The organism is Buttiauxella noackiae (genome assembly GCF_000737905.1).
GTDB lineage: Bacteria > Pseudomonadota > Gammaproteobacteria > Enterobacterales > Enterobacteriaceae > Buttiauxella > Buttiauxella noackiae.
In genome coordinates, this window is record NZ_JPRU01000002.1 from 1,365,923 (window position 1) to 1,379,259 (window position 13,337).

12 protein-coding genes, 1 pseudogene and 1 other annotated feature are annotated in these 13,337 nt (G+C 48.8%); of the genes and pseudogenes, 4 read left to right on the forward strand and 9 right to left on the reverse strand.

All coding sequences use genetic code 11. From position 1 onward, the window contains the following. Window positions 1–25 precede the first annotated feature (25 nt). A complete protein-coding gene (gene mog, locus IX31_RS14720; RefSeq protein WP_034459404.1) occupies window positions 26–613 on the reverse strand; it encodes a molybdopterin adenylyltransferase in 588 nt (195 codons plus the stop codon). 111 nt (window positions 614–724) lie between these two features. Next, window positions 725–1,678, reverse strand: a complete 954-nt coding sequence (gene tal, locus IX31_RS14725; RefSeq protein ID WP_034459407.1) for a transaldolase — start codon at window positions 1,676–1,678, stop codon at window positions 725–727. Between the two features lie 216 nt (window positions 1,679–1,894). Here tal and IX31_RS14730 point away from each other — a divergent pair, with 216 nt between their 5' ends. Next, on the forward strand, window positions 1,895–3,340 hold the full coding sequence (locus IX31_RS14730; protein ID WP_034459409.1) for an alanine/glycine:cation symporter family protein: 1,446 nt from the start codon (window positions 1,895–1,897) through the stop codon (window positions 3,338–3,340). A gap of 69 nt (window positions 3,341–3,409) precedes the next feature. Continuing rightward, window positions 3,410–4,183, forward strand: a complete 774-nt coding sequence (yaaA, locus tag IX31_RS14735) for a peroxide stress protein YaaA (protein ID WP_034459423.1) — start codon at window positions 3,410–3,412, stop codon at window positions 4,181–4,183. 32 nt (window positions 4,184–4,215) lie between these two features. On the opposite strand, the gene IX31_RS14740 is transcribed toward yaaA, so the two are convergent. Beyond that, window positions 4,216–4,506, reverse strand: a complete 291-nt coding sequence (locus IX31_RS14740) for a DUF2502 domain-containing protein (protein ID WP_034459425.1) — start codon at window positions 4,504–4,506, stop codon at window positions 4,216–4,218. A gap of 290 nt (window positions 4,507–4,796) precedes the next feature. On the opposite strand from IX31_RS14740, the gene IX31_RS14745 reads away from it, so the two are divergent. Further along, on the forward strand, window positions 4,797–6,137 hold the full coding sequence (locus IX31_RS14745; protein ID WP_034459427.1) for an AppA family phytase/histidine-type acid phosphatase: 1,341 nt from the start codon (window positions 4,797–4,799) through the stop codon (window positions 6,135–6,137). Window positions 6,138–6,213: 76 nt separating this feature from the next. On the opposite strand, the gene thrC is transcribed toward IX31_RS14745, so the two are convergent. The 6 genes and pseudogenes from thrC to yjjY form a co-directional block, all read right to left on the reverse strand. After that, complete coding sequence (gene thrC, locus IX31_RS14750) at window positions 6,214–7,500, reverse strand: threonine synthase (protein WP_034459429.1); 1,287 nt, start codon at window positions 7,498–7,500, stop codon at window positions 6,214–6,216. A 3-nt stretch (window positions 7,501–7,503) separates the two neighbouring features. Continuing rightward, a complete protein-coding gene (thrB, locus tag IX31_RS14755) occupies window positions 7,504–8,433 on the reverse strand; it encodes a homoserine kinase (RefSeq protein ID WP_034459432.1) in 930 nt (309 codons plus the stop codon). A gap of 1 nt (window position 8,434) precedes the next feature. Next, window positions 8,435–10,897 carry a bifunctional aspartate kinase/homoserine dehydrogenase I gene (gene thrA, locus IX31_RS14760; RefSeq protein ID WP_034459435.1) on the reverse strand — a complete coding sequence of 821 codons (2,463 nt, stop codon included), beginning with the start codon at window positions 10,895–10,897 and terminating at the stop codon, window positions 8,435–8,437. Between the two features lie 26 nt (window positions 10,898–10,923). Continuing rightward, window positions 10,924–11,041 (reverse strand) — a sequence feature (Thr leader region). Next, window positions 10,980–11,048 (reverse strand): thr operon leader peptide, encoded by a 69-nt coding sequence (thrL, locus tag IX31_RS22455; protein ID WP_072009468.1) that lies wholly within the window; start codon window positions 11,046–11,048, stop codon window positions 10,980–10,982. Its footprint overlaps the feature before it by 62 nt. A gap of 157 nt (window positions 11,049–11,205) precedes the next feature. Further along, entirely contained in the window at window positions 11,206–11,934 is a 729-nt protein-coding gene (locus tag IX31_RS14765) for a tRNA/rRNA methyltransferase (RefSeq protein WP_051880726.1), read from the reverse strand. 403 nt (window positions 11,935–12,337) lie between these two features. Then, a pseudogene (gene yjjY / locus IX31_RS23235) lies at window positions 12,338–12,480 on the reverse strand (YjjY family protein). Window positions 12,481–12,576: 96 nt separating this feature from the next. Here yjjY and arcA point away from each other — a divergent pair. Next, window positions 12,577–13,293: a two-component system response regulator ArcA gene (gene arcA, locus IX31_RS14770; RefSeq protein ID WP_034459438.1), complete on the forward strand. Its 717-nt coding sequence runs from the start codon at window positions 12,577–12,579 to the stop codon at window positions 13,291–13,293. Window positions 13,294–13,337: the final 44 nt, after the last annotated feature.

A 13,337-nucleotide genomic window follows, 5' to 3' on the forward strand; every position in this document is an offset into this window, starting at 1 on the left:
ATCTTATACCGCAAACAACTTGGTTTTAGGAGTTTGTATCGCGAATGGCACTTTTAGGGCGAAAAGCTGCTACCACAGAGCTATCCGTTTCAATGTATGGACCATCTAATAACTGTATACAATACGGTACACTCGCAAAAATCCCCGGCACTACAACCTTGTTATTAGCATCTTTTACGCCTTCCAGGGTTTCCTGGATAGACTTCGGCTGCCCAGGTAAATTCAGAATGAGTGCCTGTTTGCGAATTACGCCAACCTGACGTGAAAGAATGGCCGTCGGTACAAAGTGCAGGCTTATCTGGCGCATCTGCTCGCCAAAGCCAGGCATTACACGATCGGCAACCGCAAGCGTTGCATCAGGCGTGACATCACGACGCGCCGGGCCTGTACCGCCAGTGGTTAACACCAAATGACACGCCATTTCATCCACCAGCTCACACAGCGCCTGTTCAATAAGCGGTTGCTCATCGGGGATTAAGCGCGTTTCAATCTGGAATGGAGTCGTTAAGGTGCGCTCCAGCCAGTCAACAAGCGCCGGAATGCCTTTATCTTGATATACACCGCTCGAGGCGCGGTCAGAGATGGAAACTAAGCCAATGCGTAAGGTATTCATATCATTCCCGGGAAATCATCAAACTTAACGGAATGATACACGGTGGAGGGCGTTGCAGACAGGGTGAAACACTAAAAAGCGTGGCCAGAGAGCTCCGGCCACGCGCAATGATTACAGCAGGTCGCCGATCATTTTTTCCAGTTTTTCCTGGTCGATAGCAAACTTACGGATGCCATCAGCCAGTTTATCAACGGCCATTGGATCCTGGTTGTGGCTCCACAGGAATTGGGATTCAGTCATACGCTCTGGGCGTGCTTTCACATCACCAGTGTAAGACAGTTTGCGTTCAACCGCGCCTTCGCTCTCAGCCAGCTCTTTAAGCAGAGCAGGTGCGATGGTCAGACGGTCACAGCCAGCCAGTTCGATGATTTCGCCCAGGTTACGGAAGCTTGCGCCCATAACCACAGTCTCGTAACCATGCTGTTTGTAGTACTGGTAGATTTCAGAAACAGAAACCACACCTGGATCTTCATGCGGTGCGTACTCTTTCTTATCGGTGTTCGCTTTGTACCAGTCAAGGATACGACCTACAAATGGAGAGATCAGGAACACACCGGCTTCTGCACAAGCACGTGCCTGAGCGAAGGAGAACAACAGAGTCAGGTTACAGTTGATGCCATCTTTTTCCAGCTGCTCAGCAGCACGGATGCCTTGCCAGGTAGAAGCCAGTTTGATCAGGATACGATCATTGCTGATACCCGCATCGTTGTACATTTTGATCAGACGTTTTGCTTTAGTGATGCTGGCATCGGTGTCATAAGACAGACGCGCATCAACTTCAGTAGAAATACGACCTGGGATCAGTTTCAGGATTTCCAGACCAATATTCACCGCCAGCTTGTCAGTCGCATCCACAACCTGTTGTGCATGATCACTGCTCTGCTCACGCGCCCATGCAATCGCATCATCAATCAGTTTGCGATATTCAGGAATTTGCGCAGCGTTCAGGATCAGAGATGGGTTAGTGGTGGCATCTTGCGGTTGATACAGCTTCATTGCCGCAATATCCCCGGTGTCCGCAACTACTGTGGTTAGCTGACGCAGGGAGGTCAATTTATCCGTCATGATAGTGTTTCTCATTAGATGTAACTTGTTAGGGGGATGTAACCGGTCTGGCTTGATGATATCACGACGCAATTCAGGTGCAACCGCAGCAACACATCGGCAGGAACTGAACGCGAAACTGATAAATACCGTGTATTATTTGCCTGCAATCTAAAGGATCATGCGCGGCCACCGCGCATTAGCTGTGCTCACAACGCATGCAAACGAGGGATGTTAATGGCGGATTTTTTCCTTTTTATCAATGAGATACTATGGGGTTCCATCCTCATTTATTTGTTAGTCGGCGCAGGCCTTTGGTTTACCTGGCGCTGTGGTTTTGTACAATTCCGCTATTTGACCCAGTTTCGAAGCATAATTCTGGCGAATAAAAATAAAGATTCTTCCGGAATATCCTCATTTCAGGCGCTTTGCACAAGCCTCGCTGCCCGTGTAGGTAGTGGTAATCTTTCTGGCGTGGCGCTGGCTCTAACACTCGGTGGTCCAGGTGCTATTTTCTGGATGTGGGTCGTAGCCATGCTCGGAATGGCGACTTCTTTTGTCGAATGCACCCTTGCCCAGCTTTATAAAACACGTGATAGCGAAGGCAATTATCGCGGTGGCCCGGCGTGGTATATGGAACGTGGGCTGGGAATGCGCTGGATGGGCGTGATGTTCTCCATCTTCTTGATGATAGCCTTTGGTTTGATTTTTAACGCTGTGCAGGCGAATTCAATCGCAAATGCCGTTAACAACGCTTTCGGCATTCCCAAAACCTGGGTTGGCATTGCACTCGTTGTCTTAACTGCGGGCGTGATTTGGGGCGGGATGCGCGGTACTGCACGCATATCTCAATGGTTGGTTCCGTTTATGGCGCTTATCTGGGTGTTGATGAGCCTGGTTGTGATGGTGCTGAATATCGAGCGTTTACCCGAAGTGGTTTCGCTAGTGTTCAAAAGCGCGTTTGGCTGGCAAGAAGCGGCATCGGGCGCCCTGGGGTTTACTATTAGTCAGGCAATCACCACGGGTTTTCAGCGCGGTATGTTTTCTAACGAAGCTGGCATGGGCTCTTCACCTAACGCTGCAGCGGCTGCTGCGACATGGCCACCACATCCCGCATCACAAGGGTTGGTGCAGATGTTTGGTGTGTTGATTGATACAATAATCATCTGTTCAGCCACCGCTGGGATTATCTTGTTTTCAGGCATCCTGGATACGGCAAGCCCTGACTTGAACGGCATAAGGCTGGTACAACAAGCGCTTAGTAGTGTAGTGGGGTCGTGGGGAACCGGATTTATCGCACTCATTGTTATGCTATTTGCGTTCACATCGATTGTCGCCAACTACGCCTATGCAGAAAACAACCTTCTGTTTTTACAACAAAAAAGTCCTTTCGCTACTGTACTATTCCGTTGCCTGGCACTGGTAATGGTAATGTTTGGCACCCTTTCTCCATTACCATTAGTCTGGCAAATGGCAGACGTAGCAATGGCGTTTATGGCTGTCACTAACCTCACGGCAATTCTGCTGCTTTCGCCTGTCGCCCGCGATCTCAGTATCGATTACCTGCGGCAGTTAAAGTTAGGTAAAACACCCGTTTTCGACCCGAATCGTTTTCCGGAAATTAAAAGCCAACTGGCACCGGGCATCTGGGACAATCCGGAGCCCCCTGAAACCAGGCGCTAATCGCAACCATCGGCTAATACTTTCAGGAAATTTGCTACCATACCCAAAATAATTCGGCCAGGAACAAACATGCTAATTTTAATTTCACCTGCAAAAACCTTGGATTATCAAAGCGATCTTCCGACCGATCGCTATACGCAACCTGAGCTTCTGGACTATTCCCAGCAGTTGATTGCCGTGGCTCGTAAACTTAGCGCGCCGCAAATCTCATCACTGATGCATATCAGCGACAAACTGGCTTCACTCAACGAAACCCGTTTTCACGAGTGGCACCCGGAATTCACCCCACAAAATGCGCGTCAGGCCATTCTGGCGTTTAAAGGTGATGTGTATACAGGGTTGCAGGCTGAAGGATTTAGCGATGCAGATTTCGATTTCGCCCAGCAGCATTTAAGGATGCTATCCGGGTTGTACGGCGTATTGCGCCCACTTGATCTGATGCAACCATATCGTCTGGAGATGGGCATTAAGCTTGAGAACCCGCAGGGTAAAGATCTGTATCATTTCTGGGGTGACACCATTACCGAGAAACTGAACCAGGCGCTGGAAGCTCAAGGTGACAATGTTGTGATTAACCTGGCTTCAGATGAGTACTACAAATCGGTAAAACCGAAAAAACTCAATGCAGAAATCTTCAAGCCGGTGTTCCTTGATGAGAAGAATGGCAAATTTAAAGTCATTAGTTTCTATGCCAAGAAAGCCCGCGGCCTGATGAGCCGCTACATCATCGAAAACCGACTCACTAAACCTGAGCAACTAACGGGTTTTAACACTGACGGTTACTTCTTTGATGAAGCGGCTTCCGGTAAACATGAATTAGTATTTAAGCGTCACGAGCAGTAAAACTAAACGCCAGCACAATGCTGGCGTTTTGCTTAGTGATGCTTGTATTGGCCATAGTGATTACCGTTATCGTGATGGTCCTTATCATGGTGGTCATGGCGATCGCCATGATGGTCATGCGGATGCCATCTGTTATCACGCCATTCATAGTGGTCGTTCCACCAGCCACGGTCCCGCCAGTGGCCGCCGTCCCAATAATTACCGCCCCGGTCCTGATCGCCAATTTGCAGTTTCACCGCTGGAATAAGCGTAATTTCTGAAGCCTGCGCAGCCAGCGGAACGACTACCAGAATCGATAATGCGAGAACAATTGATTTCAACATAAGCTACTCCTTACTGCATTCATGCCCATAATGGGTCGTTGAAGAGAGCATATGCCTGACAGCATGGGGTTGTTATTCTCCGCAATCCTAATCTCTAACGGCCCGCATTTAATGGGAATTCCTACATTTTCCCTCCTTGTTTCCTGCACAATTCCTCCATCATTCAGGCGTAAAAAAACGAATATGCGTGCATTCTAACGAGACGAACTCGACGTTACTTTTTTTCGTCTGGAGTATATTTGTCGGACTGAAGATCCAGCTTTAACACACCAAATACAAAGAGGCTGTAGATGACAATATCTGCGTTTAAACGCCAAAAAATAACGCTTCGAAATGGTCTGCTCGTCGCAATAGGCACCGCATGTTCATTAGGTTCTACGGTGTATGCCAGCGAAACTCCCGCTTCAGGTTATCAGGTTGAAAAAGTGGTCATACTCAGCCGCCACGGTGTGAGAGCCCCAACCAAAATGACGCAAACCATGCGTGACGTAACCCCAAATACCTGGCCTGAATGGCCGGTAAAACTGGGTTACATCACGCCCCGCGGTGAGCACCTGATTAGGCTGATGGGCGGGTTTTATCGCGAGAAGTTTCAACAGCAGGGGATTTTATCGCAGAAAAATTGCCCTGCTCCCAACTCAGTTTACGTCTGGGCAGACGTCGATCAGCGTACGCTTAAAACGGGCGAAGCTTTCCTGGCAGGAATTGCCCCGCAATGTGGTTTGACTATTCACCACCAGCAGAATCTTGAAAAGGCCGATCCTTTGTTCCATCCGGTGAAAGCGGGTATTTGCTCAATGGAGAAAAATCAGATTCAACAGGCCGTTGAAAAGGAGGCTCAAAACCCTATTGATAATCTGAACCAACACTACCTCCCTTCCCTTGCCTTGATGAACACTACCCTCAACTTTGCAAATTCTGCCTGGTGTCAGAAACATAGTGTGGATAAAAGCTGTGATTTAGGGCAATCCATGCCGAGCAAGCTGTCGATTCAAGAGAACGGCAACAAAATCACCCTCGATGGGGCCATCGGCCTTTCGTCTACGCTTGCTGAGATTTTCCTGCTGGAATATGCGCAAGGGATGCCAAAAGCGGCGTGGGGTAACATTCATTCAGAGCAAGAGTGGGCGGCGTTGCTGAAACTGCATAACACCCAATTTGATTTGATGGCTCGCACGCCTTATATCGCCAGACATAACGGAACGCCTTTATTGCAGGCCATCAGCAATGCACTGGACCCGAACGCCACCGCAAGCAAGCTGCCTGATATCTCACCGGACAATAAGATCCTGTTTATTGCCGGGCACGATACCAATATCGCCAACATCTCAGGCATGCTCAACATAAGCTGGACGCTGCCAGGACAACCAGATAACACCCCTCCAGGTGGCGCTTTGGTCTTTGAGCGCCTGGCTGATAAAGCCGGGAAACAATATGTTAGCGTGAGCATGGTGTATCAGACACTCGAGCAGTTGCGCGCTCAAACACCACTTAGCCTTAAGGAACCCGCAGGAAGTGTGCAGCTAAAAATTCCTGGCTGTAGCGACCAGACGGCTGAAGGATATTGCCCGCTGCCAACGTTCACACGCATTGTTAGCCAAAGCGTGGAACCGGGTTGCCAGCTACAGTAACGATCCAAAAAAAATGCCGCTCGCGGTTAAGCGAACGGCATTACTCAATGGGATGGTTTTAGAAAAACGTAAAAACTTACGCTTTGCCCATCATCAGTTCACGCAGCGCGGCATAATCTGCTGGCAGATTATGGGAGAGCAGCGGTAAGTCAGCACGCTCAGCAAGTTCCGCAGGCAGTGGCAAAGTTTCGCCCAGGATCTCTTCTACGCTCTCTTTAAATTTCGCTGGGTGTGCAGTTCCGAGGAACAGGCCATATTCGCCAGGCTGGAGCTGGTCACGCAGCGCGCGGTAAGCGATAGCAGCGTGTGGTTCAGAAACATAACCCACCGCTTTCAGCTCTTGCATGGTGGCTTTGGTGGTTTCGTCAGTCACGGTCGCATAACCCAGATCGGTCAAACGCCAGGTTTTACGGCGGAACAACTCTTCAACGCGCGGCCAGTTGTTTGGCTGACTGACATCCATGGCGTTAGAAAGCGTCGCCACAGTCGTTTTCGGAGTCCATTCGCCGTTAGCTAAGAAGCGTGGAACGGTATCGTTCGCATTGGTCGCCGCAATAAAGCGCTTGATTGGCAGGCCGAGTGATTTTGCCAGCAGGCCCGCAGTCAAATCACCAAAGTTGCCGCTTGGCACGGAAACCACCAGCTGGTTGCGCGCTTCCTGGGGCAGTTGAGCAACCGCTTCAAAGTAGTAGCAAATCTGCGCCAGCAAACGACTGATGTTGATGGAGTTGGCAGAGTTTAACCCCAGCGCCACTTTCAGCTCTTCATCATCAAAAGCTTGTTTGACCAGCGCCTGGCAGGCATCAAAATCACCATCAATCGCAACGGTTTCAATATTGCCGCCCAATGTACAGAACAGTTTTTCCTGCAGTGGGCTGATTTTTCCGCGCGGATACAGAATCACGACGCGTACGTTTTTCAGACCATAAAATGCATGGGCAACCGCAGCACCCGTATCACCAGAGGTCGCAGTCAGGATCGTAACTGGTTTATCACCACTGATATGCGTCAGCATCTGCGCCATAAAGCGCCCGCCAAAATCTTTAAATGCCAGCGTTGGGCCATGGAACAGCTCAAGACAGCCAATGTCTGGCTCAACGCTTTTAACAGGTGCAGGAAAAGCGAATGCCGCACGCACGCGCTCTTCAAGAATTTCCTGCGGAATTTCATCACCGAGGAAAGCAGACAAAACTTTGCTACTACGGGAGACGAAATCCATCTTCAGCATTTCGTCGATTTCGGTCAGTTCAAATTCCGGCAAATCATGTGGAAAAAACAGCCCTTGCTGTTTACCCAACCCCTGCACAATCGCCTGGGCAAAATTGACCTGCTCGTTATGATCTTTAAGGTTATACAGTTTCATGCGTTATCCCAGAACTCGTGCGCCCGCCGTATCCAGACGGCAAATATGTACAAAACCTTCCTGGTTCTGCAAATAGTGTTGGCTGAGCCAGTCAGCTACGCGTTGTGCGGTATCAGTGTTATCGCACAGCGCAAATAGAGTTGGGCCAGAGCCCGAAATACCACTCGCCAGCGCGCCGATATCTGCAGCGGCCTGGCGTGCCTCGTTAAAGCGCGGCAGCAATTTAGCGCGATATGGCTCGGCAATCACATCACGCATCAGTTTTGCCGCAAGCTGTGGCTGGCGGGTATGGCATGCGTGAATAAAGCCCGCCAGATGGCGACCATGGCTAATGCAATCCTGGCGGCGATAAAGCGCCGGCAGAATGGCTCGAGCTTCGGCGGTAGAGACTTTAATCCCCGGATATGCCAGCACCCAAAGCCATTCATCAAAACCCGGTACAGACTGGCTGATGATGCCATTTTCTTCAATCATCAGTTGCATGCCACCGAGGAAACACGGAGCAACGTTATCATAATGAACGCTGCCTGAAATGCGCCCTTCCAGTTCGCCCATCAAGCTCAATAAACGCGTGTCGCTCAGTGGCTTGCCGCAGTATTCGTTCATCGCCATCAGGCCCGCGACCACTGAACACGCGCTGGAACCGAGACCGGAACCAATCGGCATGCTCTTTTCAAGCGTCATCTTCACAGGAATATTTTTGCCGATTTCCTGGCAGAAACGCTCCCAGCACTGATAAACGATGTTTTCACGCGGCTCGTCCGGCAATTTGCTGGCGAAGCGGCCAATGTTACTCAAACTAAACGTGTCTGCCGCTTCAACAGTCACGTAATCCCCAAGCAGCGAGCCATCAATCGGCGATACGGCAGCGCCCAGAACATCAAACCCGACGCTCATATTGGCACTGGAAGCCGGGGCGTATACTTTAACCATCTTAAACTCCTAACTTCCATGACAAAGTACGCAATAAGTCGGCGAAAACACCGGCAGCAGTAACATCATTTCCTGCTCCGTAGCCACGCAGGACTAACGGCAAAGGCTGGTAATAATGGCTGTAGAAGGCCAACGCATTTTCGCCATTTTTAACTTTATACAATGGGTCGTTGCCATCCACCGCATCAATTTTAACTTTACAGCTACCGTCTTCTTCAATCACGCCGACATAACGCAGCACTTTTCCTTCATCACGGGCTTTTGCAACTCGCGCAGAGAACTCATCATCCAACTGCGGTAAACGTGACATAAATGACTCAACATCACCTGTAGAATCGAACGATTCAGGTAATACTGGTTCAATGATGATGTCCGAAAGCTCAAAATTACTACCGGTTTCACGTGCCAGAATAAGCAGCTTACGCGCCACATCCATACCAGAAAGATCATCACGCGGATCGGGTTCGGTATAACCCATCTCACGGGCCACTTTGGTTGCTTCTGAAAGGCTCATTCCCTCATCGAGCTTGCCAAAAATAAACGACAGAGAACCCGAAAGTACGCCGGAGAAACGTTGTAACTCATCACCTGCATTGAGCAAGTTTTGCAGGTTTTCGATTACCGGCAGACCGGCCCCTACGTTGGTGTCGTAGAGGAATTTACGACGAGATTTTGCCGCCGCATTACGCATCTGATGGTAGTAATTCATGGTGGAGGTGTTCGCCTTCTTATTCGGCGTTACCACGTGGAAACCTTCACCCAGGAAATCGGCATATTGGTCAGCCACAGCCTGGCTTGAAGTACAGTCAACAATGACCGGGTTCAGCAAGTGATACTCTTTCACCAGGCGAATCAGGCGCCCAAGATTGAAAGGCTCTTTTGCCGCCGCCAGTTCTTCCTGCCAGTTGTCCAGATTCAGGCCATGAATATTGGTCAGCAGCGCTTTCGAGTTCGCAATACCACATACACGCAGATCGATATGCTTTTGCTTCAACCACGCCTGCTGGCGTTTCACTTGTTCAACTAATGCCGCACCGACGCCGCCCACACCAATCAGGAAGACTTCGATTACCTGGTCGGTATTGAATAGCATCTGGTGCGTCACGCGCACACCTGTTGTCGCATCATCGTTGCTAACCACAACGGAAATTGAACGCTCGGAAGAACCCTGTGCGATAGCGACGATGTTGATATTGGCGCGGGCAAGGGCTGCGAAGAACTTCGCAGAAATGCCGCGCAGAGTACGCATACCATCCCCGACAACAGAGATAATTGCCAGATGCTCCATGATCGCCAGTGGCTCAAGTAGGCCTTCTTTGAGTTCGAGATAGAACTCGTCATCCATCGCACGACGCGCACGTACACAATCCGCCTGCGGCACACAGAAGCTGATGCTGTATTCAGAGGAAGACTGAGTAATCAGCACCACCGAAATTCCAGCGCGGGACATAGCAGCAAAGACGCGTGCCGCCATACCCACCATGCCTTTCATTCCTGGACCTGAAACGTTAAACATCGCCATGTTATTCAGGTTAGTGATGCCTTTCACCGGCAGGTCATCTTCATCGCTTTTCGCCCCAATGAGAGTGCCTGGCGCTTGCGGATTTCCGGTATTTTTAATCAGACAAGGGATTTGGAACTGAGCGATAGGGGAAATAGTGCGTGGATGAAGAACTTTTGCGCCGAAGTAAGAAAGCTCCATGGCCTCCTGATACGACATCGATTTCAGAAGCCTGGCATCTGGCACCTGTCGTGGGTCGCAAGTATAAACACCATCCACATCAGTCCAGATTTCACAACAATCTGCACGTAAACACGCAGCCAATACGGCGGCGGAATAGTCAGAGCCATTACGCCCTAACACCACTAATTCGCCTTTCTCATTCCCGGCAGTAAAGCCCGCCATCAAGATCATATGGTCAGCCGGGATACGGCTGGCTGCAATGCGACGAGTGGACTCAGTAATATCTACAGTAGACTCAAGGTAATGCCCAACAGCGAGAAGTTTCTCTACCGGATTGATAACCGTCACATTGTGACCGCGAGCTTTAAGCAATTCAGCCATGATAGCGATAGAGAGCTTTTCACCACGGCAGATGATGGCGGCGTTGATGCTGTCCGGGCATTGCCCCAACAGGCTAATACCGTGCAGGACATGCTTCAGCTGTGCAAACTCCTTCTCAACAAATGCCTTGAGCTGCAAGAGTGGGAAACCCGGCTGTGTATCTGCGAGACCATTTAGAAGTTCGCTGAAAATGCGTTCGGCATCGCTGATATTCGGTAAGGCATCCTGGCCGCCGATTGTTTTTTCAATCATGGCAACGAGGTGATTGGTAATTTTCGCCGGGGCAGACAGCACGGTCGCAACCTGCCCCTGTTTGGCATTACTTTCCAGGATATCGGCAACACGCAGAAAACGCTCCGCATTTGCCACTGAAGTACCACCGAATTTCAACACTCGCATTTATTATTACCCTTGAGTTTTTAGTCCAAAAAAAAGCCCGCACTGTTTAGGTGCGGGCTTTTTTCGTTTTTCCTGGTATGCGTCAGCCCGCACCGTTACCTGTGGTAATGGTGGTTGTAATAATGGTTGTCATTGGGCTGATGCGAATCATGGATGTTGTGTGCTCTTAATATGATTTACCTATATTGACTAAAGTATCCGACGGCCTAAGTCAATTTATTTTTAATTTTACCGCTATTAGTGACACAACTTCTCAACGCTGAAAAAGCAGCAAAAACTGCACTTATTACGCTGAAAAAATGGGGGTATCACACCTCATCCTCACTGCCATTAAAGCAGTTACCAGCATTATTCTCTGGTAACTTTTTTTCAATATCATGGAGCAAACGGTGCAACATTGCCGTGTCGCGCTGGGCTAACAGACCAAGACGCTGTTGCAGCCAGTCCACCATTTTTTGGTCGCTGCTCACCTCAACACGTTCAAGCAAGACAGTGATACGGGAACGCAATGCATTTAGCTGTTTGGCATCTACCACATCATGTTCTGGCACAGGGAGCTGCATAAGCGCTGACAGTTGATAACAGTAGACCATCACAGCCTGGCCAAGGTTAAGCGACGGATAATCCGCAACCATCGGTACGCCTGTTAAAACATCCGCCAGTTCGAGTTCTTCATTGGTCAGCCCCGAATCTTCACGACCAAACACCAGTGCCGCAGTGCCTACCCAGGTACGCTTTTCTTCAAGTAATGGAACCAATTGTTGCGGTGTGGCGTAGTAATGAAATTTAGCGCGGCTGCGAGCAGTGGTTGCAATCGTAAAATCGACGTCATGCAAGGCTTCCGCCAGCGTATTAAAATGCTGTGCATTATCAAGAATATCACCAGAACCATGTGCAACCCAGCGCGCTTCAGGTTGCCGATCGGCTTCACTATCAACCACACGCAGTTCAGTAAATCCCATAGTCTTCATCGCTCGGGCTGCTGCACCAACATTTTCAGCTCTGGCTGGTGCGACCAAAATAATTAAAAAACGCATTAAAGTTCTCTTTAAAAAAAGTGCCCGTTATTGGACATTCATAAGTTTCAAATGATAATACGCATCAAAAATTTACATTTGAGTAACATTAATATATAAAATGAATGTAATGCGAATCATAAGCACCTCGAATAAATATTGGTGGTTTGACCAGCAAGCAGCGATACAATAAATACCATCATCCATTTGTTTTTTATGAAAAAAAATCCACATTAACACTATCATCAATCTGATTTATGTTCTTTACTAATCAATTCATGTAATTATATATTTTATTAAAATATTGTGATGAAAGGTGGCAAAACGCTACGATGATTTCATCAAACTGTTAACGTGCTACAATTGAATTTGATATATGTCAACGAAGCGTAGTTTTATCAGATGTCTAAAGCGGTCCTGCCTGTTATGTTGCTGTTAAAATGGTATAGGATAACAACCGTTTTTGACACCGTCGGGTCCAGAGGGAAAAGTGCCCACGACCAAGCTAATGATGTTGTTGACGTTGATGGAAAGTGCATCAAGAACGCAATTACGTACTTTAGTCATGTTACGCCCAGCATGTTAATTTTTGGCATGTATTAGGCAGGTCAGGGACTTTTGTACTTCCTGTTTTGATTTAGTTGGCAATTTTAGGTAGCAAACATGCAGACCCCGCATATTCTTATCGTCGAAGACGAATTAGTAACACGCAACACGTTAAAGAGCATTTTTGAAGCTGAAGGTTATGATGTTTTTGAAGCGACAGATGGCGCTGAAATGCATCAAATCCTTTCCGATAATGACATCAACCTGGTCATTATGGACATCAATTTGCCTGGCAAAAATGGCCTGCTGCTCGCACGTGAATTGCGTGAGCAAGCCAATGTAGCATTGATGTTCCTGACTGGCCGCGACAACGAAGTGGATAAAATCCTTGGTCTTGAAATCGGTGCAGATGATTACATCACTAAACCATTCAACCCACGCGAATTAACCATCCGTGCGCGCAACTTGTTGTCTCGTACTATGAACCTGGGTGCAATCAGCGAAGAACGTCGTTCCGTTGAAAGCTACAAGTTCAATGGTTGGGAATTGGATATCAATAGCCGTTCATTGGTCAGCCCAAATGGTGAGCAGTACAAGTTGCCGCGTAGCGAATTCCGCGCCATGCTGCACTTCTGTGAAAACCCTGGGAAAATTCAGTCCCGTGCTGAATTGCTGAAGAAGATGACAGGTCGTGAGCTGAAGCCACACGATCGTACCGTTGATGTAACAATTCGTCGTATTCGTAAGCATTTCGAATCGACCCCAGATACACCTGAAATCATCGCCACGATTCACGGCGAAGGTTATCGCTTCTGCGGCGATTTACAGGAATAAACCTGTAATCAAACATGAATATGAAAGGGCGGATTTTTCATCCG